At 63.3% G+C, this 26616-nt stretch carries 25 protein-coding genes; 21 read left to right on the plus strand and 4 right to left on the minus strand.

All coding sequences use genetic code 11. The features are described 5' to 3' along the window. The first annotated feature begins 25 nt into the window (after positions 1 to 25). From D578_RS0104140 to D578_RS15860, 15 genes are all read left to right on the plus strand, one after another. A complete protein-coding gene (locus tag D578_RS0104140) occupies positions 26 to 289 on the plus strand; it encodes a DUF4212 domain-containing protein (protein ID WP_018948713.1) in 264 nt (87 codons plus the stop codon). A 7-nt stretch (positions 290 to 296) separates the two neighbouring features. Then, complete coding sequence (locus D578_RS0104145) at positions 297 to 2066, plus strand: sodium:solute symporter family protein (protein WP_018948714.1); 1770 nt, start codon at positions 297 to 299, stop codon at positions 2064 to 2066. Between the two features lie 215 nt (positions 2067 to 2281). Beyond that, positions 2282 to 4108, plus strand: a complete 1827-nt coding sequence (locus tag D578_RS0104150) for a putative nucleotidyltransferase substrate binding domain-containing protein (protein WP_018948715.1) — start codon at positions 2282 to 2284, stop codon at positions 4106 to 4108. A gap of 125 nt (positions 4109 to 4233) precedes the next feature. Continuing rightward, positions 4234 to 4845 (plus strand): 3'-5' exonuclease, encoded by a 612-nt coding sequence (locus D578_RS0104155; protein WP_018948716.1) that lies wholly within the window; start codon positions 4234 to 4236, stop codon positions 4843 to 4845. A gap of 102 nt (positions 4846 to 4947) precedes the next feature. Beyond that, positions 4948 to 6906 carry an acetate--CoA ligase gene (gene acs / locus D578_RS0104160; RefSeq protein WP_018948717.1) on the plus strand — a complete coding sequence of 653 codons (1959 nt, stop codon included), beginning with the start codon at positions 4948 to 4950 and terminating at the stop codon, positions 6904 to 6906. Between the two features lie 309 nt (positions 6907 to 7215). After that, positions 7216 to 7602 carry a winged helix-turn-helix domain-containing protein gene (locus tag D578_RS0104165; protein ID WP_018948718.1) on the plus strand — a complete coding sequence of 129 codons (387 nt, stop codon included), beginning with the start codon at positions 7216 to 7218 and terminating at the stop codon, positions 7600 to 7602. Positions 7603 to 7794: 192 nt separating this feature from the next. Further along, positions 7795 to 8595 carry a molybdate ABC transporter substrate-binding protein gene (gene modA, locus D578_RS0104170; protein WP_018948719.1) on the plus strand — a complete coding sequence of 267 codons (801 nt, stop codon included), beginning with the start codon at positions 7795 to 7797 and terminating at the stop codon, positions 8593 to 8595. A 6-nt stretch (positions 8596 to 8601) separates the two neighbouring features. Further along, a complete protein-coding gene (modB, locus tag D578_RS0104175) occupies positions 8602 to 9294 on the plus strand; it encodes a molybdate ABC transporter permease subunit (RefSeq protein WP_018948720.1) in 693 nt (230 codons plus the stop codon). 8 nt (positions 9295 to 9302) lie between these two features. After that, positions 9303 to 10409: a molybdenum ABC transporter ATP-binding protein gene (gene modC, locus D578_RS0104180; protein ID WP_026289164.1), complete on the plus strand. Its 1107-nt coding sequence runs from the start codon at positions 9303 to 9305 to the stop codon at positions 10407 to 10409. A 276-nt stretch (positions 10410 to 10685) separates the two neighbouring features. Then, a complete protein-coding gene (locus D578_RS15850) occupies positions 10686 to 11129 on the plus strand; it encodes a hypothetical protein (protein ID WP_155996753.1) in 444 nt (147 codons plus the stop codon). A 106-nt stretch (positions 11130 to 11235) separates the two neighbouring features. Then, positions 11236 to 11469 carry a hypothetical protein gene (locus tag D578_RS16120; protein WP_155996754.1) on the plus strand — a complete coding sequence of 78 codons (234 nt, stop codon included), beginning with the start codon at positions 11236 to 11238 and terminating at the stop codon, positions 11467 to 11469. Positions 11470 to 11694: 225 nt separating this feature from the next. Further along, complete coding sequence (locus D578_RS0104190) at positions 11695 to 12285, plus strand: hypothetical protein (RefSeq protein WP_018948723.1); 591 nt, start codon at positions 11695 to 11697, stop codon at positions 12283 to 12285. Between the two features lie 572 nt (positions 12286 to 12857). Beyond that, positions 12858 to 13706 (plus strand): restriction endonuclease, encoded by an 849-nt coding sequence (locus tag D578_RS15085; protein ID WP_018948724.1) that lies wholly within the window; start codon positions 12858 to 12860, stop codon positions 13704 to 13706. A 471-nt stretch (positions 13707 to 14177) separates the two neighbouring features. Continuing rightward, positions 14178 to 14741 carry a GNAT family N-acetyltransferase gene (locus D578_RS0104200; protein WP_018948725.1) on the plus strand — a complete coding sequence of 188 codons (564 nt, stop codon included), beginning with the start codon at positions 14178 to 14180 and terminating at the stop codon, positions 14739 to 14741. Between the two features lie 21 nt (positions 14742 to 14762). Then, entirely contained in the window at positions 14763 to 15134 is a 372-nt protein-coding gene (locus tag D578_RS15860) for a hypothetical protein (RefSeq protein ID WP_155996755.1), read from the plus strand. Between the two features lie 183 nt (positions 15135 to 15317). Here the strand turns inward: D578_RS15860 and D578_RS0104205 are convergent, their stop codons facing one another. Both D578_RS0104205 and D578_RS0104210 read right to left on the minus strand, forming a co-directional pair. Continuing rightward, positions 15318 to 15569 (minus strand): Rho termination factor N-terminal domain-containing protein, encoded by a 252-nt coding sequence (locus tag D578_RS0104205; protein ID WP_018948726.1) that lies wholly within the window; start codon positions 15567 to 15569, stop codon positions 15318 to 15320. 593 nt (positions 15570 to 16162) lie between these two features. Beyond that, the gene (locus D578_RS0104210) at positions 16163 to 16897 is read right to left on the minus strand and encodes an NYN domain-containing protein (protein ID WP_018948727.1); all 735 of its coding nucleotides are present in this window, start codon (positions 16895 to 16897) and stop codon (positions 16163 to 16165) included. Between the two features lie 677 nt (positions 16898 to 17574). On the opposite strand from D578_RS0104210, the gene D578_RS0104215 reads away from it, so the two are divergent. The 3 genes from D578_RS0104215 (at position 17575) to D578_RS0104225 (ending at position 20550) form a co-directional block, all read left to right on the plus strand. After that, positions 17575 to 18171, plus strand: coding sequence for an exopolysaccharide biosynthesis protein (locus D578_RS0104215; RefSeq protein ID WP_018948728.1), 597 nt, complete (start codon positions 17575 to 17577; stop codon positions 18169 to 18171). Between the two features lie 427 nt (positions 18172 to 18598). Beyond that, positions 18599 to 19036 carry a GreA/GreB family elongation factor gene (locus D578_RS0104220; protein WP_018948729.1) on the plus strand — a complete coding sequence of 146 codons (438 nt, stop codon included), beginning with the start codon at positions 18599 to 18601 and terminating at the stop codon, positions 19034 to 19036. A 422-nt stretch (positions 19037 to 19458) separates the two neighbouring features. Further along, positions 19459 to 20550: an SEL1-like repeat protein gene (locus D578_RS0104225; RefSeq protein ID WP_018948730.1), complete on the plus strand. Its 1092-nt coding sequence runs from the start codon at positions 19459 to 19461 to the stop codon at positions 20548 to 20550. Positions 20551 to 20740: 190 nt separating this feature from the next. On the opposite strand, the gene D578_RS0104230 is transcribed toward D578_RS0104225, so the two are convergent. Beyond that, a complete protein-coding gene (locus tag D578_RS0104230) occupies positions 20741 to 21382 on the minus strand; it encodes an HD domain-containing protein (protein WP_018948731.1) in 642 nt (213 codons plus the stop codon). A gap of 409 nt (positions 21383 to 21791) precedes the next feature. Between D578_RS0104230 and D578_RS0104235 the strand changes: the two genes are divergently transcribed. The 3 genes from D578_RS0104235 to D578_RS0104245 all read left to right on the plus strand — a co-directional run bounded on the left by D578_RS0104235 (position 21792) and on the right by D578_RS0104245 (position 25375). Then, positions 21792 to 22376 carry an ion transporter gene (locus D578_RS0104235; RefSeq protein ID WP_018948732.1) on the plus strand — a complete coding sequence of 195 codons (585 nt, stop codon included), beginning with the start codon at positions 21792 to 21794 and terminating at the stop codon, positions 22374 to 22376. A 566-nt stretch (positions 22377 to 22942) separates the two neighbouring features. Then, a complete protein-coding gene (gene pyk, locus D578_RS0104240; RefSeq protein ID WP_018948733.1) occupies positions 22943 to 24406 on the plus strand; it encodes a pyruvate kinase in 1464 nt (487 codons plus the stop codon). A 486-nt stretch (positions 24407 to 24892) separates the two neighbouring features. After that, on the plus strand, positions 24893 to 25375 hold the full coding sequence (locus tag D578_RS0104245; protein ID WP_018948734.1) for a hypothetical protein: 483 nt from the start codon (positions 24893 to 24895) through the stop codon (positions 25373 to 25375). Between the two features lie 137 nt (positions 25376 to 25512). On the opposite strand, the gene D578_RS0104250 is transcribed toward D578_RS0104245, so the two are convergent. After that, positions 25513 to 26451, minus strand: coding sequence for a hypothetical protein (locus D578_RS0104250; protein ID WP_018948735.1), 939 nt, complete (start codon positions 26449 to 26451; stop codon positions 25513 to 25515). Positions 26452 to 26616 lie beyond the last annotated feature (165 nt).

Genomic DNA, 26616 nt, shown 5'->3' on the forward strand with positions numbered 1-26616 from the left:
AAAACCTTACGAGAGGAGCATCGTCATGTCACAAGAAGACCTGAGCCGGCAGGCCTACTGGCGGGCGCATCTGCGTCTGCTGGGTATCTGCCTGGCAATCTGGTTCCTGGTGTCGTTCGTGCTGGGCATTCTGGTCTCCCAGCCGCTGAACGCGATCCAGCTGGGGGGCTATCCGCTGGGCTTCTGGTTCGCGCAACAGGGCTCGATCTACACCTTCATCATCCTGATCTTCGTTTATGCCTGGCGCATGAACGTCCTGGATCGCAAGTTCAACGTCCACGAGGAGTAAGCCTGTCATGGATCAACAGACTCTAAGCCTGCTCGTGGTCGGGGCGACGTTCGCCCTGTACATCGGCATCGCCATCTGGGCGCGTGCCGGGACGACCAGCGAGTTCTATGTCGCCGGGCGCGGCATCAACCCGATCGCCAACGGCATGGCCACGGCCGCGGACTGGATGTCCGCCGCGTCGTTCATCTCCATGGCCGGCCTGATCGCGTTCCTCGGCTTCACCGGGGGTGCCTACCTGATGGGCTGGACCGGCGGCTACGTGCTGATGGCGCTGCTGCTGGCCCCGTACCTGCGCAAGTTCGGGAAGTTCACGGTGCCGGAATTCATCGGTGACCGCTTCTACTCGAAGACCGCGCGCATTATCGCGGTGATCGCCCTGATCGTGATGTCCGTGACCTACGTCATCGGGCAGATGCGCGGCGTCGGGATCGCCTTCTCCAACATCCTGGAAGTACCACTGGCCACCGGCCTGATCGCCGGCATGACCGTGGTGTTCATCTACGCCGTGCTCGGCGGGATGAAAGGCATCACCTACACCCAGATCGCGCAGTACGTGATCATGATCTTTGCCTACACGGTGCCGGCGGTCTTCATTGCCATCACCCTGACCGGCAACCCGATCCCGCAGCTGGGTCTGGGCTCCACCCTGCAGGGATCCGATACCTACCTGCTGGATGCGCTGGACCAGACCATGGTCGATCTGGGCTTCCACGCCTACACCGAAGTGGGCGGCATGAGCATGCTCAACATGTTCCTGCTGACGCTGGCGCTGATGATCGGTACCGCGGGCCTGCCGCACGTGATCATCCGCTTCTTCACCGTCCCGCGCGTGCGTGATGCGCGCAAGTCCGCCGGCTGGGCGCTGGTGTTCATCGGCCTCCTCTACACCACCGCCCCGGCGGTTGGTGCGATGGCCATCTGGAACCTGGTGAACACCGTCCACCCGGGCGAGATCGGCACCGAGGAAGGCCACCTGGCCTACGAGGACCGGCCGGCCTGGATGGATCGCTGGGAACAGACCGGCCTGCTGGCGTTCGAGGACAAGAACGAAGACGGGGTCATCCAGTATTACAACGACGCCAACCCCGAGTTCGCGGCCATGGCGGAAGAGCAGTACGGCTGGGAAGGCTCCGAGATCGTGACCCTCGACCGCGACATCATGGTACTGGCCAACCCCGAGATTGCCGGGCTTCCGGGCTGGGTGATCGCACTGGTCGCAGCGGGCGGTATCGCCGCCGCGCTATCGACCGCGGCGGGACTGCTGCTGGCCATTGCATCGGCCATCTCGCATGACTTGCTGAAGGGCGTATTCATGCCAAGGATCAGCGAGAAGCGGGAGCTCATGGCCGGACGTATCGCCATGGGTGTCGCCATCCTGTTCGCCGGTTACCTAGGGTTGAATCCACCCGGCTTCGCGGCCGAGGTGGTGGCACTGGCCTTCGGTCTCGCCGCGGCCTCGCTGTTCCCGACCCTGATGATGGGCATCTTCATGAAGAAGATGAACAAGGAAGGCGCGATCGCCGGCATGCTGGTGGGTCTGCTGACCACCCTGCTGTACATCTTCACGTACAAGGGCTGGTTCTTCTTCTCCGGCACCGCCATGCTCCCGGACACCCCGGAAGGCTGGCTGCTGGGCGTGAACCCGACCGGCTTCGGCGCCATCGGCGCGGTCTTCAACTTCGTCACCGCCTACATCGTGATGAAGCTGACCAAGGAACCGCCGCAGGACATCCAGGACCTGGTGGAAAGCGTGCGCGTACCGCGTACCGAAAGCTGATGGACGGCCCCGCCATGCCCGGAAACATCGGCATGGCGGGGTCCCCGCCACCATGACTGGATGGTCATTCGATAGTAGAAAAGAGGGGGTCGGCTCGGGTGCACCGGGTCGGCCCCTTTTATCGGACACAGTGTCTGCGGGCCAAGCGGCAATCGACCCCACCCCGGTCGATTGCCGGTTGCCCCACCCCACGTGAACACCCAACGGACCCACGCATGAACGGCGAACTCGAAGAGATCCGCGAGTTTCTCGACCACTGCCCCGATCTGGCCCCCCTGCCGGAGGCCAGCCGGGATGCCTTTCTGCGCCAGCTCACCCTGCGCTACCTGCGCGAGGGCACCCGCTTCCCGCCGGACGCCGAACCCGGCCTGTGGATCGTGCGCACCGGCACGCTGGAGATCCGCGACGCGCACGACACCCTGCACGACCGCCTGGGCGAGGGCGATCTGGTGCACATCCCCAACACCCCGTCGCACCCGCTGGGCCCGGTCACCGAGGACGCCCTGGTCTACCACCTGCCACTGGATCGCGCCCTTGAGCTGGCCACGCGCGACAGCGCCATCGCCCAGTTCCTCGCCGCCGACGCCCCGCGCCCACTGGCCACCGACCGCACAGCACACGGCGGGCACGGGGACCGCAGCCTGCTAACCACGCCGGTGCGCGCCCTGATGACCTCCGACCCGATACTGGCCGTCAGCACGCTCAGCCTGCACGAGGCCGCGCGCCTGATGGACCGGGCCGACATCTCCGCGCTGCTGCTGCACACGCCCGAGCGCCCGGGCGAACCCTGCGGCATCCTCACCGACACCGACCTGCGCCGTGCGGTCGCCAACGGCGTGGACCCCGGCCAGCCCGTTGCCAAATCCATGGCCAGCCCGCTGACCACCGTTGAGCGCGGCACCCCCGCCTTCGAGGCCCTGCTGCGCATGGCGCGCCACGACATTCACCACCTTCCGGTCGTCCACGAGGCCGACGGGACGCTGGCCGGCATCCTCTCCAGCACCGACCTGATCCGCCACCAGGGCACCAGCGCCGTCTATCTGGTACGGGACCTGCGCCGGGCCGACGACCTCGCCGGCCTGCAGGGCGTGATGCAGGCCCTGCCCCAACTGCAGGTGCAACTGGTGGAGGCCGGCGCCGACGCCACCCAGCTCACCCAGACCGTGACCACGGTGATCGACACCCTCACCCAGCGCCTGATCGAGCTGGACGAACGCGACCGCGGCCCGGCCCCCTGCGCCTTTGCCTGGCTGGCCAGCGGCAGCCAGGGCCGCCACGAGCAGACCGTGTTCACCGACCAGGACACCGCTCTCATCATTGCCGACCACGCCTCGCCGGACGCCGACGCCTGGTTCGCGGAACTCGCCCGCCATGTAACCGCCGGCCTCGACGCCTGCGGCATCCGCGCCTGCCCCGGCGATGTCGATCCCACCCATCCCGACTGGCGCCGACCCACGGCCGACTGGGCGCGCGAGATGGAACGCGTGCTGCACCACCCGGCCCCACGCGATGCGATGCTGGCCACCCACTATCTCGACATGCGCGTGATCCACGGTGCAGCGGAACTGTTCGAACCCCTGCGCCAACAGGCATTGGAGGTTGGCGCGCGCCACGAGGCCCTGCTGAGCGCGCTGGCCGACCAGGCGCGCGACCTGCCCGCGCCGCTCGGCTTCTTCCGCCAGTTCGTGCTGGAAGACAGCGGCGAACACGCCGACACCCTGGACCTGAAGATGCGCGGGTTGCTGCCGATCGTCGCCATGGCACGGGTCTTTGCCCTGCACGCCGGCAGCGAGGCACGCAGCACAGTCGAACGCCTGCGCGCCGCAGCCCGGGCGGGGGTCATCAACGAGACCACGGCCGACAACCTGGCCGATGCCTGGCTGTACATCGCTAACCTACGCGCCCGTCATCAGGCCACCCAGATCCGCAACGGCCAGGCCCCGGACAACGCGCTGGACCCGGCCGGGCTGTCCACCCTGGAACGCAGTCACCTGAAGACCGCCTTCCGCCTGGTGAACGACGCCCGCAAGACGGCCCTCTGATGGTCTGCCCTCTGCACGCTGCCGAATGGCTACGCCCGCCCGGCCACTGGCGCTTCTGCCGCGCCCGGCGTCAGGCTGCGCGCCGCGCCCCGCCGGGGCCCCTGCGCGAGTGCATGGAGACCCCCATGCCCCCTGCCAGTCAACCGGTGGCCGCCGGCCGCTTTCTTGCAGTCGACCTGGAAACCACCGGGCTGGACCCGGAGCACGACCGCATCCTGAGCATGGGCTGGGTGGCGATGGAGGGCCCGCGCATCGACCTCGCCACCGCGGACCAGCGCCTGGTGCGCGCCGAGGGACCGGTGCCGGAGGCCAGCGCCGTCATCCACCGCATCACCGATCAGCGCGCCGCCAACGGCGTGGCCCTGGACGAGGCCCTGGACGCCCTGTTCCGCGCGCTCGCCGGGCGCGTCATGGTGGCGCACCACGCGGCCCTGGAGATCGGCTTCCTCGAGCAGGCCTGCCAGCGCCTGTACGGCGTGCGCCCCCCGCTGGCCATCGTGGACACCCTGCGCCTGGCGGAAACGGCCCTGCGCCGCGCCGGTCAGCCGATCCCGGCCCACGGGCTGCGCCTGCATACCCTGCGCGCGCGCTACAACCTGCCGGCCTATCGCGCACACGACGCGCTGTTCGATGCCATCGCCGCGGGCGAGCTGTTCGCCGCACTGCTGAGCCGGCAATCGCCGGACGGAAAACTGCCGCTCGGGCGCGTGCTGTTCCGCCCCGCGTGGCTCTGGTGAGCGCGGCCGGCGGCCGGTTCACATGCTATCCTCGCACCCACCAAAGGGGCTGGCGGTTGGCCACTCCCATACCCCATACCAAAAACCGATCTGGAGGCCCTGATGAGTGACAACATCGAGTCCACCCTCACCGAGACGCGCCACTTTGCGCCGCCGGCGGAGTTCACCGAAAACGCCCGCCTGAAGCCGGCCGATCTCGAGGCCCTGCACCAAAAGGCCGAGGCCGACTACGAGGGCTTCTGGTGCGATCTCGCGCGCGAGAAGATCGACTGGCAGACCGAGTTCACCCAGGGTCTCGACGAGTCCAAGGCGCCGCATTACCAGTGGTTCGCCGACGGGCGCATGAACGTCTCCTACAACTGCATCGATCGCCACCTGGAAGTCCGCGGCAACAAGACCGCGATCGTCTTCGAGGCGGAGAATGGCGACACCCGCCACCTCACCTACCGTGACCTCTACAACGAGGTCGGCAAGCTCGCCAACGCCCTCAAGGGCATGGGCGTGGTGAAGGGCGACCGCGTCATCATCTACATGCCGATGAACGCCGAGGCCGTGATCGCCATGCAGGCCTGTGCCCGCATCGGCGCGATCCACTCGGTGGTGTTCGGTGGCTTCTCCGCGGACGCCCTGCGGGACCGCGTGGTGGACTCCGGCTCCAAGGTCGTGATCACCGCCGACGGCGGCGAGCGCGGCGGCAAGGTCGTGGGGCTCAAGGCCAACGTCGACAAGGCGCTGGACTCCAACCCGGGCGACGTCGAGAAGGTGGTCGTCTGCAAGCGGGCCGGCAACGACGTGACCATGCACGCCGACCGCGACGTCTGGTGGGAAGACGCCGTGGACGGCGAATCCGTCGACTGCGAGCCGGAATGGGTGGAGGCCGAGCACCCGTTGTTCCTGCTCTACACCTCCGGCTCCACCGGCAAGCCCAAGGGCATCCAGCACTCCAGTGCCGGCTACCTGCTGGGCGCGATTGTCACCAACGAGTGGGTGTTCGACCTGCAGGGCGACGACGTCTACTGGTGCACCGCGGATGTCGGCTGGATCACCGGCCACACCTATGTCGCCTATGGCCCGCTGGCCGTGGGTGCCACCCAGGTGGTCTACGAGGGCACCCCGACCGTGCCCGACGCCGGGCGCTGGTGGAAGATGTGCCAGGACCACGGCGTGACCGTGTTCTACACCGCCCCCACCGCCATCCGCGCGCTGATGAAGGCCGGACCGGACCTGCCCAAGCAGTACGACCTGTCCAAGCTGCGCCTTCTGGGCACGGTCGGCGAACCGATCAACCCCGAGGCCTGGATGTGGTACTACACCACCGTCGGCGAAGAGCGCTGCCCGATCGTCGATACCTGGTGGCAGACCGAGACCGGCGCCAACATGATCGCCCCGATCCCGGGCGCGACCACGCTGGTCCCCGGCTCCTGCACCCAGGCCCTTCCCGGCATTGCCGCCGACGTGGTGGACGAGGACGGCAAGAGCCTGGGCGCCGACGAGGGCGGCTACCTGGTCATCAAGAAGCCCTGGCCGCATATGCTGCGCACCGTCTGGGGCGACGACCAGCGCTACAAGGACACCTACTGGCCGAAGTTCGGCGGCAAGTACTACCTGGCCGGCGACTCCGCGCGCCGCGACTCCGAGGGCAACTTCTGGATCATGGGGCGCATCGATGACGTGCTGAACGTCTCCGGCCACCGCATGGGCACCATGGAGGTCGAATCCGCTCTGGTCGCGCACAAGGCGGTCGCCGAGGCCGCCGTGGTCGGCCGCCCGCATGACGTGAAGGGCGAGGCCATCGTCGCCTTCGTGATCCTGCAGGGCGATCGCCTGACCGGCGACGAGGCCGAGGAGATGGTCAAGGAACTGCGCAACTGGGTCGCCGACCAAATCGGCCCGATCGCCAAGCCGGACGACATCCGCTTTGCCGACGGCCTGCCCAAGACCCGCTCCGGCAAGATCATGCGCCGCCTGCTGCGCTCCATCGCCAAGGGCGAGGAGATCACCTCCGACACCTCCACGCTGGAGAACGAGGCCGTCATCCCGCAGCTCCAGGGCAAGGCCTGAGCCCCGGGCCGGGGCCCCGCGCCCCGGCCTCTTCCGTCCCTCCGCTCCTCTCCGCGTCATTGCGAGGAGCCGAAGGCGACGCGGCAATCTCCGTCCGTAACCACCGGAATCTGACCACTCGCGCAGTGCCAGCATCAGGAGATTACTCGCTGCGCTCGCCCTTCGGGCCGGCCTTTGGCCGTTCAACGCAGCTTCGCTGCTTTTGTGCTTCGTCGTTGCACTCCTCGCAATGACGGGGGCGGGGGTTATCATTCGCACTCACAACCCCTCCCCGGCACCATCACCGGCAAACCCCAGGCCCCACAACGCATGAGCACCCACCACTCCGGCACTCCAAAGGACCACCCCCAGGCCCCGCGCCTGCGCGTGCTGCTGGGCGAGGTCACGGCCATGGGCCCGGGCAAGGCCATGCTGCTGGAGGCCATCCGCGACAAGGGCTCGATCTCCGCGGCCGCGCGCAGCGTCGGCATGTCGTACCGCCGCGCCTGGGACCTGGTCGAGACCATGAACCAGAGCTTCCGCGAGCCCATGGTGGCCACCGCCAAGGGCGGCTCCGGCGGCGGCGGGGCCCAGGTCACCGCCTTCGGCGAGACCGTACTGGCACGCTACCGCGACATGGAACGCCAGGCCTGCGAGGCCCTGCGCGACGAGCTGCACGCCTTCGCCGAGTTCCTCGCCGACGACCCCAAGCCGTAACGCCGACCCCAGCCTTGACGGGTCTCCCTGGCCCACGCATCATTGCGCCTACCGATATGCAAACTGAAATATAACGAAACGCATATCCACCCAGACAAGCGCCGCGTCACTGCGAGGAGCAACGCGACGAAGCAGTCTCCCAACGGAACCACCCGAGCCCAACAAGACCCAGCCACAGGGAAGACCCACACCATGCACCTGCGCGCCCTCCTAATGACCCTGCTGCTCCTGCTACCCGGCCTGACCACCGCCAACGGCCCGCTGACCATCGCGGCCGCCTCCGACCTGCGCTTCGCCCTGGACGAGATCCTGGACGCCTACCGCGAGGCGCACCCGGACGACGCCGTACGCGTCACCTACGGCTCCTCCGGCCGCATGACCACGCAGATCATGAACGGCGCCCCCTACGACGTCTTCTTCTCCGCCGATATCGCCTACCCACAGAAGCTGCGCGCCGAGGGCCACGCGGTGACCGAGCCGGAGGTCTACGCCATCGGCCGCATCGTGCTGTGGAGCAACCGCATGGATGCCTCCACGATGACGCTGGAAGACCTGCTACGCGACGACATCCGCCGCGTCGCCATCGCCTCCCCCACCCACGCCCCCTACGGCGTGCGAGCGATGGAGGCGCTCAAGTCCGTGGGCGTCTGGGACGACCTGCAGTCCAAGATCGTCAACGGTGACAACATCGCCCAGACCGCGCGCATGATTCAGGCGGGTGGCGCCGAGATCGGCATCATCGCCCTGTCGCTGGCCGAGTTCCCGGACCTCGCCGAGCACAACTACCACCTGATCGACGACGCCCTGCACGAACCCCTCACCCAGGGCTTCATCATCACCCGGCGCGGTGAACACAACGACACGGCCCACCGCTTCGCCGAGTACATGAACGGCGATACCGCACGCGACATCATGCGCCGCTTCGGCTTCGTGATGCCCGGCGAAGCACTCCCCGAAGACGAACCCGCCGACACGGCCACGGCAACCCCGTAACCGGCCATGTTCGAGCTGAGCCCCACGGACTGGATGGCGATCGAGGTCACCCTCAAGCTGGCGATCTACACCACGCTGATCCTGCTGGTGATCGCCACCCCCATCGCCTGGTGGCTGGCCAACGGCCGCGCCCCCGGCGGCCTGCGCACCACGGTGCAGGCACTGGTCGCCCTGCCGCTGGTGCTGCCGCCCACCGTGCTCGGCTTCTATCTGCTGGTGTTGCTGGGCCCGGCCGGCCCGGTCGGCAGCACACTGGAGAACATGGGCCTCAACCACCTGGCGTTCACCTTCCAGGGCATCCTGATCGCCTCGGTGATTTACTCCCTCCCGTTCGCCGTGCAGCCCCTGCAGCAGGCCTTCGCCAATCTGGGCCGCCGGCCCACCGAGATCGCCGGCTCGCTGGGCGCCGGACGCATGGATCGCTTCTTCACCGTCGTGCTGCCAATGTCCCGCGGCGGCTTCATCGTCGCCGCCACGCTCGCCTTCGCCCACACCCTCGGCGAGTTCGGCGTGATCCTGATGCTCGGCGGCGCCATCCCCGGCGAGACCCAGGTGCTGTCCATCCTGATCTACGACCACGCCGAGGCGATGAACTTCGACGCCGCCCACCGCCTGTCCCTCGGCCTGCTGGTGTTCGCCTTCGTCGTCCTGTTCGTCGTCTACGCGATCAACCGCCGCTTCGACACGGTGCGCCTGTGAGCCAGCCCGTGAGCCAGCCCGTCAGCAATGGGCTACGCATCAAGGCGCGCCTGGAGCGCTCCGGCTTCGCGCTGGATGTGGACACGGCCATCCCGCTGGAGGGCGTCACCGCCCTGTTCGGCCGCTCCGGCTGCGGCAAGACCACGCTGTTGCGCATCATCGCCGGACTGGAACACCCGCCCGGCGCCGAGGTGCACTTCGGCGACACCGCCTGGCAGTGCGGCAAGACCCTAGTCCCGCTGCACCGCCGCCGTGTCGGCCTCGTGTTCCAGGAATCCACCCTGCTCCCGCACCTCTCCGTGCGCGGCAACCTGCTCTACGGCTACAAGCGCACGCCGGAACCCCTGCGCCGCCTGCACCTGGACGAGGTCGCCGACCTGCTCGGCCTCACCGAGCTGCTGGACCGCCGCGCCGACCAGCTCTCCGGCGGCCAGCGCCAACGCGTGGCGCTGGGCCGCGCCCTGCTCATCAGCCCCGACCTGCTGCTGCTCGACGAACCCCTGAACGCCCTGGACACCCAGACCAAGCGCGAGATCATGCCCTTCCTCGCCCGCCTGTCCGACAGGACCGGCATCCCCACGCTGCTGGTCACCCACGCCCCGGACGAGGTCGAACGCCTCGCCCATCGCGTTGCCTTCATGCACGACGGCCAACTCGAACGCCTGGAACCCCTGCGCGACGCGCTGGCCCGCGCCGACTCGCCCCTGTTCCGCGACGAAGGCGCTGTCTCCGTCCTGCAAGGCGAACTGGGCCCAGCCGACACCCACGGCCTGCACCCCTTCGGCCCGCCCGAAGCCCGCTACCGCGTACCGTCCACCCCCGGCGCCACCAACGGCGCCGGCCGCCCGGCCCGTCTGCGCATCGAGGCCCGCGACGTCTCCATCGCCCTGTCCCCACCCCAGGACGTCTCCATCCTCAACATCATCCCCGTCACCATCGAGTCCCTGGACGAGGCGCCCGGCCACCATGGCCCCGCCCGTATCCTCGCCACCTGCCGCCAGCAAGACGGCCAGACCCTGATAGCCGAACTCACCCGACTCTCCACCGAACGGCTCGGCCTCCAGCCCGGCACCCGCGCCCACGCCCTCGTCAAATCCGTCGCCTTCCTCGACTGAGCGTCCCGGCCGCGCCCTACATGGCCCCCTCCCCTTCATCCGTTCGCAAACCCACAACGTGCGTGCCAGAATCGGCCTGACGACCATCGAAGACGGCACCCCTAACACAATTGATCCCAGCCGCTACATATCCAGGAGCCATGGTCACCCATGCACCGTAATCCGCTGAACCCCCGAATATTTGTGACGCCGGCTCATCCGGCATATGTAGCGCGCACGTTCAATCAATATCCGTACGTGCTACCTAATCACTGTTAGTTGTCGTTAAGGAAAAATATGCTCCCTAATTACTCAGAGATCATTGAGCTCTTGAAAAAAGGTGCCACGATCGAGGCACAGGAAAAGGTAATGGCACTACGAGAGGGAGCGCTCGAACTTCAAGAGCAAAATATTTCACTCCGCGAACGAATTCGAGATCTTGAAGCCCGGCTGTCAGCCGTTGAGGACTGGGCAGAACAACGGAAAAGATATGTTTTGGCATCTCCATGGAGAGGGCCGGCTCAGGTCTATGCGCTAAAAAAAACAGAAGCACAAGACGAACCACCCCATCTCCTGTGTGCTAATTGCTTTCACAATTCCAAGAGAGTTGTCTTGAATCCCACGAGAAAGACAGGGTGGGTGAATTTGGTTTGTCCAGACTGCAAAGCCGTAGTAGAAACCGGGTATCGTGGGATTGGTGAAGCTCAATATGCGGAAGACTACGAGAAAGATGACAACTAACAAGTCACTCAAGTTCGTTTCGCGCTTTGCGCTCCACCGGACGTGGCTAACGCGGCGCCGCTTAGCTTAGACCTTAGCGCCCAAAAATATGGAGGATTAGTAGTCTGTGTTCGATCTGGATTTCCAATCTGTAGGCGTGGGAATTTCTATAAGTGCCGCTGTAGGTGGCGGGCTATATGGCTTGTATGTGAAAACAGGCGGGGAGACCGGAATGGCACAGGCTGGTGCCCACGGGCTCCTCGGGAAGTGTACACTTCTCATGAGTTCCCACGATGCCGATGAGATTAGAGAGTTCATCTCTACCATCGACGAATCGCTAGCGGATATTGAGAATATCTGACACAATTGCAACCGGGGTCGCTGCGGCTTTTAGCAGCGACGATGCTCGGGCTTCAGGTTTGGGCGTTCCACTAAAAATCTGTCTCAATGAACTCAAAAACCATCTAAATCGAGTAGACAGGGGCTAACCGAACGGTCAACCGGACGCCAAAAGCGTACCGTTTTTGGTTCCCTCCGCTTGCGCTCCGGCGCCGGTTACCTCTGACTTGGGCAGTAAGGAAAGCATATGCCACGAAAGAAGAGCATCAGGCGTTCTGCTGGAACATTCTGTGATAAGTCCGATGCGCTGGTCGACTATGTTAGTGCGGCTGAGGAAAACCTTAGTGATGCGCACATAACGTGGTGCTACGAGTACGCTATCATCAGGCTCTATCGCGAGTTTGAGATCCTAATGCTTGAAGCTATCACTGGCGCGATCAATAACGACACAACTACAATATCGCGGACTACTGGCATTGACTTCCCTGATCATTTGACTGATGAGCTTTGTGAATACCTCATTACAGGAAGTGGATACTTCGATTTCAAAGGGCGCGATGGACTCATAAAGCTTCTCAAACAGTACGTTCCAAGTGACCACTATTTGGTTACTATTATAAAACGAAATAGGTACAAGGATTCCTTAGAACACCTGTCAGCTCTGCGTAACTACGCCGCTCATGACAGCTATCAGTCGAAGAACACCGCAAAAAAGGTAACTGGATTCAATCGAATGGCGGCATGCGGAGCGTGGCTTAAGAAGCAGGGCCGGTTTACCTGGATTATTGAGGAACTCAAGGAGTTGTCGGGCGAGATATATTATAACGCGCCATACTGAGCTATGAAGAAGAGGACACCCATGTTTTTCCTTTTCGTTCAAGGATGCGCATAGCGGGGTCGGACCCCCAGGACACTACGGGGTCGGACCACGGTACACACTACGGGGTCGGACCACGGTAAAAGGCTGAACGGGTGGCATGGGGTCAGACCTTGCCTTTTGCCCCTGTGGCCAAAAAAAGAGAAAAGGCAAGGCCTGCCCCCTTTCCCTCGCCGCGTGAACCTTGAGGTCAACCCACTTCCGGGCAACGAGTCACCGCTTGTGAGCGGAAATTACGACGCGAAGCTACCCCTCGCCCAGTTGTCGCCGGGTGGTGAGTGTAATTTGATCGCCGCGCTGTCATTCGATACCGTCGCTGCTTTCGACGTGACTTGGTGGTGGGAGAACGAAGACGGAACACAAAGAGATATGCCGTCACGTGTCTCGCTGTAAGAAGCAGGTTATCAACTTGCCTGACCCTGCTGGTGCCCCCAGAAGGAAGTGTAACCACTACGGGGTCGGAGCACGATAAAGGCCGGACACTTCTGGATCGCGGAGGGGCTGAGCCTGGCGCCAATAACGGAGGATTTTCTATGAGCAATGACGTTACGGTTCTCGAGAACTTGGTTGAGCGTTTGGATAACGTCTCAAAAAGTGTGACCCCCGACAACCTCTGGCAGGACATGAGCGCTGCAACAGACGCTGTCGTACACACTGCTTCTGCACTATATGGTTCGGGGGTAAAATCATTCATGTACACATTGGAGACGGAGCGTGGCGCTTCAGTGTCGGAAGACGAGTATCAAACTCTTTTTCCACTAATAGATAAGTGGAATGGTTTCCCCGGCGATCAGTACGATGAAGAGGTGCATCATGAGTTTTGCCGGGATCTCCAGTTGATGTGGGAGAAAAACCCAGAACTCGTGGGTGCTGGGAAAACCTTGGTAGACGTATATAATAGCACTATCTGGAATCCATACTTCTCGGGAATGGAGACGAAATTTAAGGAAGCGGAGGCGAGATTGCGTGACTTAATAGATAAGTCAGGCGATCGAATCGCTGCTCTGATTGAAAGCAACTATTCGGTGATGGACCCATATGAATTTGAGCGCTTCGTTTCCGCGGTATTTGACGCTGCGGGCTACGAGACGGAGATCACGGCAAAGGGCGGCGATTTTGGAGTTGATGTGTTGGCATTTAACGACGCCGACCGGATCGCTATACAAGTAAAACGATACAACGCAGGCGCCAATATTGGGGCAAGAGATATTCAGGCGATACTTGGTGCGATGCAATATAAGGAGTATCGGGCAAATAAGGCGATTGTCGTGACGACATCAGATTTTACAGTGCAGGCTAAGGAGCAGGCAGATGGCGCGCCGGTGGAACTCTGGACTTCAGCGGATTTTAATGCATTGGTGAGAAAGTATATGGTCGCGTAATTTGAATATCAAGGTGTGCCACTACGGGGTCGGACCACGATAAGAGCATGAAAGACCGCCGGTTATCGCGATTTTCCCGACTATAGAAGTTCTTAAACGGCCAACTTCTGGGGCGAAAATGGCCATTTAGGGCTGTGGCATGGGGTTAAACCTTGCCTTCTCGAAAAGAACGTGGGTCACGCGGCATGGGGTCAGACCTTGCCTTTTGCCCCTCTGGCGAAGGAAGGGCAAAAGGCAAGGTCTGATCCCCTTCCTTCGCTTACGATAAGCGATTGAAAGACCGTCAGTTATCGCGACCTCAACGCCCAGAGAAGACCTTAAACGGCCAATTTCAGGGGAGAAAGTGGCCGACCAGCGCGCAGGGAAACGGCAATGGGGTGTCTCCTTCCGCTCGGTCAGGATATAACACGCGCACGCTCAACCAATACCCGTGCACGCTACCTAATCACTGTTAGAGCTGCGGAGAAGGTCATGGTCGATTTGGTGTATCGGACGGCGACATCAGACGATCTGGAGGACATCGCTCGGCTTGTCAATTCCGCATATCGGCCCAGCACCGGAGACGAGGGCTGGACTCACGAATCGCTTTTGCTTGGAGGCCAGAGAACCAATCCGAGGCAGATCGGGGAGGCAATTGGGCTGGCGAGGATTATTCTCGCGTTGGATCATGGGCGAGTTGTCGGCTGCGTTCAGGTTGACGTTAAAGGAAGGGAGGCTCATATCGGCATGCTTGCGGTCGCGCCAGGAATGCAGGCTAAGGGAATAGGTAACTCGCTTCTCGTGCGCGCGGAGGCATGGGCGAGCGCCGTGCCGGGGGTGGAGGAATTCGTTTTGGTAGTCGTGTCCGCGCGTCGGGAACTTGTCCAGTATTACACCCGAAGGGGATATGCCGAGGCCGGTAAGCGGGTTCCGTACCCCGTTGGCGCCGGGGTTGGGGAACCGCTTCACGGCACACTGGACCTTACCGTGCTACGAAAATGCTCTAACACGCCGCTCCAGCCGACGTCAGGCCGCGACGCGGCCTTCCTCGGCTGAGCTCGGCCTTAGGCAATCATCATGCTGAAATGGATCGCTGTGCTGTTGCTGGTTACTCCTGCCATTGTGGTAGCAGAGACTGAGCTGGAGTTTCATCTTTGTTCGCCCTATGTGCAGAAATCAATGGCAGAGGAACAGACAGATATTGGCTGGCCGGTTTTTGTCAAGTTGACAGAACTTGGTGCCACGAGTTTTGAGACGTTCACGAAAACAAACCACGGTAGAATGAGCCACATTGTGGTCGGTGATCGAGAGTTTTCGAGGGCGACAATATGGGTGCCCATTCCTAGTGGAAACTTACATGGGATATTCAGTTCTCAGGAAGTAGCCACTGCATGGCAGCGAACTCTGGCAGGCGAATTACCGGCAGCTCCGTGCGGGGCGAGGAACTGAGAAACGAAGAACGAGGAAATTCATCAAGTTTTTCCTTCGCGTCGCAAAATGCGGCTGGCACTAGCCCGCGAGACGCCCACGAAGCTGGCTGGTCCGATCCATGGTCCAGCGTTGCAGGCGCAGGGGCACGAGCTGACGCTGGATCCTGCGGGATGTTCAATCGGGCTAACTCCGAGGCCGGGACTACCCCCTCAGGGCGCGGATCAGTTCGTCCTTGTCCATCTTTGAGCGGCCCTTAATGCCCACTTCCTGGGCTTTGTCATATAGCTCTTCCTTGGTCCAGTCCTCGTAGCGGCTGCTCTCGCCACCGCGGCGAGCGACCTGGGTGCGGTCGCTGTTGGCGATGCGCGCCGCCTTTTTCTTGCTCATGCCCTCATCGCGCAGCGCTTCGTACTGTTCGTCGTCTTTGATGCTGTTTCCGTGGTTTTTGGTCATCACTACACTCCTCAGGATACGCACTACGGGGTCGGACCACGTTAAGAACGTGAAAGACCGGCAGTTATCGCGACCTTCACGCCCAGAGAAGGCCTTAAACGGCCAAGTTCAAGCGCGAAAACAGCCGACCAGCGGGCAGACAAACGGCAATGCGGTGTCTCCCTCCACTCGGGTTGCGGTCACGGCAACGCGAAGGCGCTAGCTTCGGGGTCCGCCTCCGCCCTTGCCTCTTTTGGCTTCCCTCTGCATCCCGCCGGCCTGGCATAGCCGCGCTAGACCCCAGAGGTGGGGCCCCTTGTCTGACACGATCCACGCCTGGCCAGCGTTCGGGAGCCTGGTCGAAAGACGGACGGTGGCCTGGGGTCAGACCTTGCCTTTTGCCCCTGTGCCGGTCTGACCCCATGCCTTCGGCAGGCAGACGACAAGCCGGTGCCTCCCTCCGATCGGTCCGAGGTCACGACGACGCGGAGTAGCATTAACGTTCAAGAACTGGCTAGCCGCGGAACTCTTCGCGCGTGATCGCTGTTACTCCAGGTCCAGCCGTTTGAAGAGCGCCAGCCGAACCAACGGGGTAATCGGAAAGCCGATGAGTGCTAGGACCTACGTTTGTCACGCACGAAAATCACCTTGGAATTCCCGTCACCGACGCCGCGTTCTTGGACCTCGAACAAGCCCGTCGCATCGACTAGGTCGCGTAACTTGCGGTAGCCAAAGTTCCGGGCATCGAAATCCGGGCTCTGCTTGGCGATATTGCTTCCTACCGGCGCCAGTTGTGCCCAACCGCCCTCGTCGGACGACGCCTCCACAGCGTTGCGCAATGCGGTAACCAGCTTGGTGTCGGACTTCAAATCCTTAGACGAGCGTTTGCGAAGCTCCTGCTCCTCTTCGTTGGTCTCGCTGAGCACCTCCGTGTAAATGAATTTGTCGCAGGCAACCACCAGCGCGGCAGGCGTCTTTCTCTCCCCAAATCCGTATACCGTCAGGCCGGACTCGCGGAGGCGCGACGCCAGCCGCGTGAAATCACTGTCGCTGGAAACCAGACAGAAGCCGGAAAAGTTGCCTGTGTACAGGAGGTCCATCGCGTCAATAATCAACGCGCTATCGGTCGCATTTTTGCCCCGGGTGTAACCAAACTGCTGAACTGGCTGGATAGAGTGTTGCAGCAACGCGTCCTTCCAACCCTTGAGTTTCGGCCCTGTCCAGTCACCGTAAATACGCTTTACGCTCGCGGTGCCATACTTCGAGATCTCTGCGAGCAGACCGTCGATGATGGCCGGCTGTGCATTGTCGGCATCGATCAAGACCGCGAGGCTAAAGTCCTTTTTCATGGAGTAATCCTTTTACTGCGCAAGTCGCTTTTGCCACAAAGTGTACACGGGGGCACCCATGCTTTTCCGAGGGTACGAACGTTCGTACACAACGGGGTCGGACCACGATAAGATCTGGAAATTTCTGAAATTATTTCGATCTCCCCGCCCAGAGAAGGCCTTAAACGGCCAATTTCAAGCGCGAAAATAGCCGACCAGCGGGCAGACAAACGGCAATGCGGTGTCTCCCTCCACTCAGGTTGCGGTCACGGCAACGCGAAGGCGCTAGCTTCGGGGTCCGCCTCCGCCCTTGCCTCTTTCCGCTTCCCTCTGCATCCCGCCGGCCTGGCATAGCCGCGCTAGACCCCAGAGGTGGGGCCCCTTGTCTGACTCGATCCACGCCCGGCCAGCGTTCGGGAGCCTGGTCGAAAGACTGACTTCCCGTCGCAAAGAGCCCTGAACCGCTCTGTTTGGCACCGTACCGACGCCAGCCTGAGATCGGCCTATGGTGGCGAGCAGTCTGTCTTCATGGCGAACGCGCCATTCCAGGAAACCGAATCCATGGCGTGACGTTGTCCATCGCCATGCGCGCACCCGCTTGGCGCGGGGCCCGACCTTGCCCCGGCAGTACCGCTTTGCCGAATGCGGTTCGCAGTGCTCTCCGCTTCCTACCGGCACGGCCTTCAGGAGGTTTCCGCATGAATGACCAACGCGACGGGGAGGGCATCCACAGTCTTGACGGATTGCTCGACGAACTCAACGATCTGGAGGAATCCGACAGCGTCAGCATCGATGAAATCCTCCAGGCGGTGGGTCGGCGCACCTTCGGGCCGGTGTTGCTTATTCCGGGCCTGATGGCCCTGACACCGGTCAGCGCCATTCCCGGTGTGCCGAGCATCGTCGGCATCATGGTCGCACTGCTCGTGGGACAGATGCTCATCGGCCGGGATCGGCTCTGGTTACCGAAATTCGTTCTGCGCCGCTCCATCTCGCGGGAGCGACACGACAAGGCAGTGCGGCTGATGCGGCCGGTGGCCCGCCACGTTGACCGCCTGATCAAACCGCGAATGACCTGGCTGATGCAGGGCGTGGGCTTCTATGCGATGGCGATCAGCTGCTTTCTGCTTGCCCTCGCCGCTCCCTTGATGGAAGCGGTACCCTTCGCCATCTCGGGTGTCGGCGTGGCCGTGACCGCGTTCGCCCTGGCCTTGATGGCAGACGATGGACTCCTGGGCCTGCTGGTACTGATCGTCGGCATCGCGACGATCTCGGTTACGGGATACATGCTGCTCTAGGGGAAAGGTTTGCCCCCCGACCTTCCCGGAAAGCCTGACAGCCGGTACCAGATCAGCGCCTGCAACACCCCCTTAACAGCCAATTGCAGGGCTAGAAACGGCTCACGGCGCGTGTGAAGACGCCGATTGGGCGTCTCGCGCCGCGCAATGCGAGGCCACGGCAACGCTTACGAGAAGGACGGGGCATGCACCCCACCCTGCTGAAATGGGAACGCGGGCTCTGATACACACACGATAACTGCCACAACTCTCAGGGATTTGCCTTTGTTGGATGGGCTGTCTAGCATCCGGCCTTCATAACGACATCCCCGCATTACTCGGTCTGGAGTACCAACGCCATGAGAACTCTCACTTAAGCCGGGCGCAGTTCCTTCCTTCGTGCGCCCGGCCAATCCCTTCTTCTTGTTACTGATCAGGAGATGCGACCGTGGCGCACAAGAGCCCGTATTACCTTCGACAGGCCCACGTTACCCGAGCCAATCAATGGATCCGGCAGGACTACTGCGGGACCCTCGGTACCCCCCTCGAGCTAGCCGCCCTTCTCGAAAAACTCGACGACGGAAGCCAAGTGGCAGCAACCCGCGGGGAGCCCGTCGCCAGAGTAGGATCCCGCGTTCAACTACTGGACCTTCAAACTGAGGAGACCTTTGTAATTGAACTCTGCGAGCCGGAAGACGCGAGACCCGAGCAGGCGAGGATATCCATCCTGTCGCCGCTCGGCGCACGCCTGCTCGGGCTGCAAAGGAACAGGACAGCCGAGGTCTCATTCCTGCGGAGCCGGCTGCGGTTCATGGTAGTCAACATACTCGTGGCCGACGAGCAGATGCAGAAAAACTCGGATGAAGCCGGTCCGGAACAGGGCTGAAAGGGCTTTACGGGGTCGGACCACGATAAAAGCCTGAAAGACCCGCAGCTATTTCGATCTCCACGCCCAGAGGAGGCTTTAAACGGCCAATTTGAGGGGCGAAAATGGCCGACCAGCGCGCAGACAGACGGCAATGCGGTGTCTCCCTACACTCGTGTCGCGATCCCGGGAAGAAGAGGACACCCATGTTTTTCCGAGGGTCCGAACGTTCGACACAACGGAGCGTTATCGCCTGGCACCGCAGGGCTAATGGGTGTCCCACAGGCCGCTAGCGGGGGCATGGCGGGGCCGACCTTGCTGATCGGCAACCCCCTCTGGGCGTCCATCCTCTTTAACCCCGGTGGCGAGGGCCTGCCTGTGCCTTGCGGTGGGCTTCCAGGACTGTATCCTCGGGCGGTGATCTGTTACCGAGCGCATCAGCCATGGACACGCCCACCGAATCCCCCAACCCAACGGACCCCGAAGGTCCGAGCGGCGCCGACCGCGACGGGTTTGTTGCCTTCGAACGTGGTGACTATCGAGCCGCCCGAGACATCTGGGAGCCACGCGCCGATGCCGGCGCGGCCTGGGCCCAGCTGGGCATGGGAATCCTTTACGCCGAGGGGCTGGGGCTGGAAGCCCGCCCGGAGCGCGCGCGCGAGTACTGGGCACAGGCCGCGGAACAGGGGCTGAGCGATGCCAGTTTCAACCTGGGCGTGATGGCCGAGAAGGCTGACCCGGCGGATACCAAGGCGGCCGAACACTGGTATCGCCGCGCGGCCGAGGCAGGACACGTCGTGGCACAGAACAACCTGGCGGTGCTCCTGCTAAACCGGGGCGGCGATGCCGCCGCCACCGAGGCCGTCCAGTGGTGGAAACGATCCGCTGAACGTGGCGATCCCGACGCCCTGAACAGCCTCGGTGTCGCCCACCAGCAAGGCACCGGCTGCGAGCGCGATCGAGCTGCCGCAGTCGAGTACTACGCCCAGGCCGCCAACGCGGGCCACCGCGACGCGGCCTTCAACCTCGCCCTCGCCCTGGAACAAGGCGACGGAGTCGCCCCGGACCTGACCGGCGCCGCCCGCTGGTATCGCCAGGCCGCGGAGGCCGGGGACCCCGATGCGGCCGCGAAACTGGGGAATCTCTGCCGCGATGGCAAAGGCACGAAGGAAGACCTGGCGGCAGCCGCCCACTGGTATCGGGCAGCCGCCGAAGCCGGCCACCCCCAGGCCCAGGCCAATCTTGGCGTGCTCCTGGATCGAGGCCTGGGGGTACCCCAGGACCAGTCGGCGGCGGCGCGCTGGTATCAGGCCTCCGCGCGCCAGGGTCTGGCCCCGGCGCAGTACAACCTGGGCATCGTGCTGGCCGAGGGCCATGGCGTGGAGGTCGACCGAGTCGCCGCCTGGGTCTGGTTCGCACGTGCCGCCGATCAGGGCCACAAGCCGGCGGCCGAGGCGCGCGACTACATCCACCAACAACTCACCCCGGAACAACGCGCGGAGGCCGAGACGCGCAAGGCCGAGCCCTCCAGTTAGTTAGTCCATCACCCGATCGGCACGAGGACCACGAGCGTCCCCGGCGAGTGCGGCCACCGCTGCTCCGAACGTGACCAATTTGATCTGTCCCCGTTTCTGGGGACGGCGTCAGACCCGCGCAAGAAACCACCGGACGCTAACCGCGATAATGGGGACCGATGCCTATTCCTGCGCGGTTCGGGCTGTCGCGTCACCCTGCCGCGGCCGGGCTGCTGGATCCTTCCCGAATACCACGCCCCACTGCGGCATCGTTCCGGCGCAGCGGAGAGCGCCGTGCGAAGGGGCAGTATCGACGCCAGTCGGCGTCCTTGTCCGCCATTTCCGGGTGCATGGCGGGTGTCAGATCCCGCAACTGGCGCCAGAGCATCGGGTCGCCTCCCTCCAGCACCTCCAGCCAGGCCGCCTTCTCGCGAACAAACGCCGGCGTGAAGGCACGATCATGCATGAATACGGTACAGGCCAGATCGATCAGCTGGGCCAGTTTCACGGTCTTGGCCGGCGCACTTGCCTGGGCCAGATGTGCCCGATCGATCGCCTTGCGCTGGGCCCGGTTGCCGTCCTCCGGGCGACTCACGTCGCTGATCATCGCCACCATTTCTGCGACCTCCGCACCAAACAGCCGCTCCAGGGTCTCCGGTTTTACCCCGGTATCCCGAATGGTGTCCTGCAGCCAGACGGCCGCCCGCATGCACTCGGTGTGCTGCACCGAACGCAGCAGTTCCACAACCCGCGCCGGATGCACGATATAGGGATCGCCGGTATACCGGCAGACGTGCTCGACGCGCGCATGCGCGGCAATGGCGAAGGAACGGGCGCGTTGTTCCAGCTGCATGGGTTGATCCGGAATAGTGTGATGCCCGTTATTGTAGAGAAACCGAATCAGAACGGCCCTACGTTACGGCGCCGGACTCAGCAAAGTGCGTCACGCTATTGGGTACGCGAGGAAGAAGAGGACACCCATCTTCTTGCAGCCGGCCTTCACCGACCCCTGCAGTACGGGCTCTTGGCGTCAGCCGCGGCGCACGCTCTGCTGGAAAAAGGGCAGGATTTTCCGCCGCAAAGAGCCTCAAAACCATTCTGTTTGGCACCGAACCGACGCCAGCCTGACATCGGCCTATGGTGGCGAACAGTCTGTGTTGATGACGAACGCGCCATGCAAAGAAACAGAATCCATGGCGTGGCGTTATCCATTGCCATGCGCGCGCTGGAAGGCGGGCACTCAGGGTAGCGGGAGGGAGCCGGTGCGACTGAAGCTTGAATCGGCACTTGAAGAATCGCTCAGCAATTACCTGACTGCTGCCGTCATCATTGCCGCCATACTGACCGCACCGCTGACGATCACTTACTGGTTAGACGTGGAACACCCCCTGATCACGGTCGCCGATTGGCTGATCTGGGCAGTGTTCGTGGTCGAGTATGCTTTTTACATGGCCATCTCGCATGACCGCTGGAAGACGACCAAGGAAAACTGGCTGTCGGTGTTAATTATCATCTTCTCCTTTCCACTGCTTCACGAGATACTCAAATCCACGCGGCTGATCAGACTTCTCCGCCCACTGCCGCTGCTGCGACACACGGCCCTGCTCCGACAGATTGAACTGTTCCGCATGTCCAGCGTCCGCAACGCCGGCAGCAGTGCCGCGATGACAGAGGCCAAGGAAAAGTTGGGCAAGGAACACTGGGCTGTCCGCTTCATCGTACGCGTCGAGTACTATCGTTCACGCCTTGTTACGGGTCTGCTGAAACTCCTGCCATTCATAAAGTCCAGCACCATTCGCAAGCGACGGCAGGAGGAGCGCTCAAAGCGCGAAGACATGAACGAATAGCCAGAAACTGCTCGATGGGTTGTGTTGTATCTCGCTCATCCTTACGCCAGGACCAGGAAGAAGAGGACACCCCCGTTTTTTCAGATGGTCCGAACGTTCGAGACGACGGCCCGTTATCGGCGGGGTTAGGGAGACGCTGATTCATTCACACGCCCGCGCTCGAGTCGATTTTGCTCGATGACAAGGCGCGGCGAGCGAAGTGTAGCCGAGCTACATGAGCGAGCCGCAACGCAGTCAGCGGGCAAAATCGGCCGAGCCCCTCCGGGAGGGGACCCCATTTTCCCCGATCCTGCGTTGCGCTGTTTGCCGGTAGAACCACTACCGGTCTGCACAGCACGCCTTGTCTCGGAAAAAAATGGGGCACCAACGCGGTCGCGTGAATGAATCAGCGTCTCCCTAGTGGGTGTCCCGCAGCTCGAAGCGCCACGACTACAGCGGGCGCATCGCACTGAGGGTCGTCTACTGGATTCCAGGGGGCCGAACGTGGACGCGCCGCGGGCACGGCGACAGGTACGCGCGGACGGTCTACCCTCCTAGGACACCGTCCGGATGAGTAACCCCCTCCCATGCCGTTTCCCGCGCAGAAGACAAAGATCGTTGCCACCATTGGGCCGGCGTCCGATTCACCAGAGACGCTGCGGCGCATGATGCTGGCCGGGCTCGATGTAGCACGGCTGAACTTCTCGCACGGCGATGCCGCCTACCATGCCGAGTTGATCGGCCACATCCGCGACGCCGCGCGCGCGACCGGCACCCGCGTCGCTATCCTCGGGGACCTGCCGGGTCCGAAGATGCGTATCGGCGAACTGGCGGAAGAGCCGATCGAACTGCACACCGACCAGACCATCACCCTGACTACCGAGGACTGTATTGGCGACGCCTCGCGGGTCAGCGTGTCGTTCGCGGGCCTGCCGGAGGCGGTGCAGCCGGGCGATGCCCTGTTCCTGAACGATGGCTTCATCGAGCTGGAGGTGGTTACAGTCGAGCGCAGCGAAGTGATCTGCCGCGTGCATACCGGCGGCGAACTGCGCTCACGCAAGGGCCTGAATCTGCCAGGCATCGATCTCGGTATCCGCGCCTTCACCACGGAAGACCACCAATGGCTGCGGTTTGCAGCGGAACACGGCGTGGATGCGGTCAGCCAGAGCTTCGTGGTCGACGGCGACGACATCCTTGCGGTGCGCAAGGCCGCGGAAGCGCTGGACTATGCCCCCTTCATCATCGCCAAGATCGAGCGCGCCGCCGCGCTGGAACAGCTCGACAGCATCCTCGAGGCCGCTGACGGCATCATGGTGGCGCGCGGGGATCTCGGAGTGGAGATTCCGATCGCGCGCATCGCCCTCGCCCAGCGGCGCATCACCCGACGCGCCAACCGGCACAACCGCCCGGTGATCACCGCCACCCAGATGCTGGAGTCCATGGTCGCCTCGCGCCGCCCTACCCGCGCCGAGGCCACCGACGTCGCCAACGCCATCCTCGGCGGCACCGACTGCGTGATGCTTTCCGCCGAGTCGGCGATGGGGCTCTATCCGGTGGAGGCCGTGGCGATGCTGGCGGCCATCGCCCGCTCCATCGAACCGGAACGCGATGGCGGCATCAGCGCCGACGGCCCGGACGACTCCGACGAGGCAGGTCTTGACCGAGCCGTCGACCTGATCGCGCGCAGCGTACTCCACACCGCCCAGCGGCGCCTGCCACGGGTCACCCTGGCGCCTACGGCCAGTGGTGCCACTGCCCGGCGCATCGCCCGCCTGCGCCTGCCCTGCTGGATCGCTGCCTTCACCCCAACCCCGGCCACCGCCCAGGGCCTGCTGTTTTCCTACGGCGTCCACCCGGTGGAGGTCGCCGAGGACCGCGCCGACTGGAACGACTTCGCCCGCCAGTGGCTCACCGAGCACGGCATCGACGACGGCCTCGCCCTCCTCGTCCAGGGCCCCTCGGGGCCCCATCCGACCGGCAACCACCGCCTGGAACTGCTCGAACTCGACCGCCCCCGCCAGAACTACACCAACGCACCGGAGCACCCCTGACCCACACCCCCGTGCGGCCGAAGACGGAAGAACAGAGACGAAAGACCAGGACACCCACCTTCTGGCCGAGCTAAAAGGGCAGAGAGATTTGGATCGCGGGAAAAGGGGACAGATTTATTTTCCGCCGCGTTCGCTGACTCGCGATGCGCTGCAGCGCGTCCAGCGCACTGGCAACCCGCGTTTCGTAGACGAATTGGGGCAGATCCTCGGCTACTGCATCGAGCGTCGCCGGCCCGGGCGGCCCCCGTCGCGCCCAACATGAGCAATTAATCTGTCCCCGTTTTCATGCGGCATAGCCTTGCTGGACCTCGATTCGCTGGGGCCTATACTTCAGGTAGGCGCTGGATAACGCCGATTTCGGCTAATCCGGCATAGGTGCCCCCGCATCACGCGCGCCCGTGATAGCGCGTGGGGGCGTAGATCGACCGCGCGACCGCGAGCAGGAGCGCCCGGGCGCGTTTTCCTTTGAGAACAGGAGGAACCGCCATGTCGCACATGAAGAGTTTGTTTCAGCTTTCCATCCTGGCCCTGTTCTGGGCCCTAATGGCAACTGGGAATGCCGCCGCTGCCGAGGAAGGAGCAAACCACAATACCGCAGGAGGGCTCTCCATCTATCTTGGCGTGCTCCCGGCCGCCATGATCCAAGGGGCCCACCCGCCAGATCACCCGGAAGCCGAGATGCACGACGGCATACCCAGCGGGCGTCATGCCTACCACATCACTGCGGCTCTGTTCGACGTCGAGACTGGCGAGCGCGTGGAGAAGGCGGAAATCGACGCGAGCGTCGCCCCACTCGGCCTGAGCGCAACCAGTCGGCGACTTGAACCGATGGAGATTGCCGATACGGTGACATTCGGCAACTACTTCACAATGCGCCGGGATGGGGAGTACCAGATCGCTTTGTCCATCACCCCTGAAGACGCGGACGAACCCGTCACCGTGGAGTTCTCCTATATCCATCGCAATTAGGACTGAAGCCCCCCGAGAACAACGGGGTCGGGGTCGGACCCGACCAAGGGGCTGTAGCTCAGACCGTATTGAGATTGACGAATGGGGACACCCACCATTTTGCCAAGCCGGGAGGTCAGGCACATGCGGATGCCCGGTCAGTCCAGGGGCAGGATGCGCCGGCGCGGCGGTGGGGCATCCTGCAGCCTCTGCTGGTTCGCGTACTCGCGCTGCTTCTGGTCGAGATAAGTCTCCCGGTCCAGTTCGCGTAGCTGGCGCGAGTACTCGTCGGTCAGGTCGAACCAGCGCTCCAGGCGGGCCAGAAGCTGCTCCTCAGCCGGCCGGTCGCGGATGTCGAGCCAGGCCTGCAGTGCAAGATAGAAGCGCATGACGTTGCGTTCGATCATCCCTTCCAGGCCGCCGATGTATTGCGCCTCGCCATTGTCGTACCCCACCACGGTGAATCCCACCCGGTCGCGTCCGCCGGTGGCGAGGTAGACGCGAGCGGCCAGCCGGGCAATCACCCCGAAGCGCAACGAGTACTCGAGCTTGACGAGGATTCCCGTGTCGTGCGGCACGACATGAACGACGATGGAGTAATCCCGCGTCCCGTAGGGCCCACGATCGGCCTCCAGCTCGATCAGTAGCCAGTCGTCGTCCATCTGCGCCGAGCGCCTGAGGAGCTCGACAGACTCCGCGTACTCCGGCTCCTCGTAACGCGCACGGCCCACGTACAGCTTCAGCAAGGCGGCCGCCGCCCCAGGGCCGTCGCGGTAGACACAGCTCTTGATGTTGATGTGCAGAAAGGTGATTTCGCACCACGCTGAAAGCGCTTCCAGCTCACTGGCCACCAGCGCAAACGAATACGGCAGCCGGGCGTGTACCGCCCCCTCGACGACGCCCCCCTTCAGGGTGGAGGTGACCGCAATCGGGTCGTCGAGCGGCGATTCGGCAATGGCGGCGAGCCAATCTTCGGGATCATCCGCATGGGCCAGCTGAGGGCTCCCGGCGAGCAGAACCAACCCGAGCAGCACGACCAGGGGCGACCGGAACCACCAGGATTTCGTGGCAAGCGGAACGGCCGGCAGTCGAAACATGGCAGCGCCCCTCCGTAGAATTGGCCCGCCGGAACCCGACGACGGTGATGACGGGATCGGCCCCGGACAAGGACCCAAAACAGTGCCAATCAAGGCGAAATCGCCTCTGTTCATCCCCTCTAAATAGCCCATTCCGGCAGTAAAAATGGGCAAGCAGACGCGAAC

Source organism: Thioalkalivibrio sp. ALMg11, assembly GCF_000377905.1.
GTDB lineage: Bacteria > Pseudomonadota > Gammaproteobacteria > Ectothiorhodospirales > Ectothiorhodospiraceae > Thioalkalivibrio.

Coding starts and splice junctions, on each gene's coding strand:
- D578_RS0104140 (WP_018948713.1), top strand. CDS start 26: ATGTCACAAGAAGACCTGAGCCGGCAGGCCTACTGGCGGGCGCATCTG.
- D578_RS0104145 (WP_018948714.1), top strand. CDS start 297: ATGGATCAACAGACTCTAAGCCTGCTCGTGGTCGGGGCGACGTTCGCC.
- D578_RS0104150 (WP_018948715.1), top strand. CDS start 2,282: ATGAACGGCGAACTCGAAGAGATCCGCGAGTTTCTCGACCACTGCCCC.
- D578_RS0104155 (WP_018948716.1), top strand. CDS start 4,234: ATGCCCCCTGCCAGTCAACCGGTGGCCGCCGGCCGCTTTCTTGCAGTC.
- acs (WP_018948717.1), top strand. CDS start 4,948: ATGAGTGACAACATCGAGTCCACCCTCACCGAGACGCGCCACTTTGCG.
- D578_RS0104165 (WP_018948718.1), top strand. CDS start 7,216: ATGAGCACCCACCACTCCGGCACTCCAAAGGACCACCCCCAGGCCCCG.
- modA (WP_018948719.1), top strand. CDS start 7,795: ATGCACCTGCGCGCCCTCCTAATGACCCTGCTGCTCCTGCTACCCGGC.
- modB (WP_018948720.1), top strand. CDS start 8,602: ATGTTCGAGCTGAGCCCCACGGACTGGATGGCGATCGAGGTCACCCTC.
- D578_RS15850 (WP_155996753.1), top strand. CDS start 10,686: ATGCTCCCTAATTACTCAGAGATCATTGAGCTCTTGAAAAAAGGTGCC.
- D578_RS0104190 (WP_018948723.1), top strand. CDS start 11,695: ATGCCACGAAAGAAGAGCATCAGGCGTTCTGCTGGAACATTCTGTGAT.
- D578_RS15085 (WP_018948724.1), top strand. CDS start 12,858: ATGAGCAATGACGTTACGGTTCTCGAGAACTTGGTTGAGCGTTTGGAT.
- D578_RS0104200 (WP_018948725.1), top strand. CDS start 14,178: ATGGTCGATTTGGTGTATCGGACGGCGACATCAGACGATCTGGAGGAC.
- D578_RS15860 (WP_155996755.1), top strand. CDS start 14,763: ATGCTGAAATGGATCGCTGTGCTGTTGCTGGTTACTCCTGCCATTGTG.
- D578_RS0104205 (WP_018948726.1), bottom strand. CDS start 15,569: ATGACCAAAAACCACGGAAACAGCATCAAAGACGACGAACAGTACGAA.
- D578_RS0104210 (WP_018948727.1), bottom strand. CDS start 16,897: ATGAAAAAGGACTTTAGCCTCGCGGTCTTGATCGATGCCGACAATGCA.
- D578_RS0104215 (WP_018948728.1), top strand. CDS start 17,575: ATGAATGACCAACGCGACGGGGAGGGCATCCACAGTCTTGACGGATTG.
- D578_RS0104225 (WP_018948730.1), top strand. CDS start 19,459: ATGGACACGCCCACCGAATCCCCCAACCCAACGGACCCCGAAGGTCCG.
- D578_RS0104230 (WP_018948731.1), bottom strand. CDS start 21,382: ATGCAGCTGGAACAACGCGCCCGTTCCTTCGCCATTGCCGCGCATGCG.
- pyk (WP_018948733.1), top strand. CDS start 22,943: ATGCCGTTTCCCGCGCAGAAGACAAAGATCGTTGCCACCATTGGGCCG.
- D578_RS0104245 (WP_018948734.1), top strand. CDS start 24,893: ATGTCGCACATGAAGAGTTTGTTTCAGCTTTCCATCCTGGCCCTGTTC.
- D578_RS0104250 (WP_018948735.1), bottom strand. CDS start 26,451: ATGTTTCGACTGCCGGCCGTTCCGCTTGCCACGAAATCCTGGTGGTTC.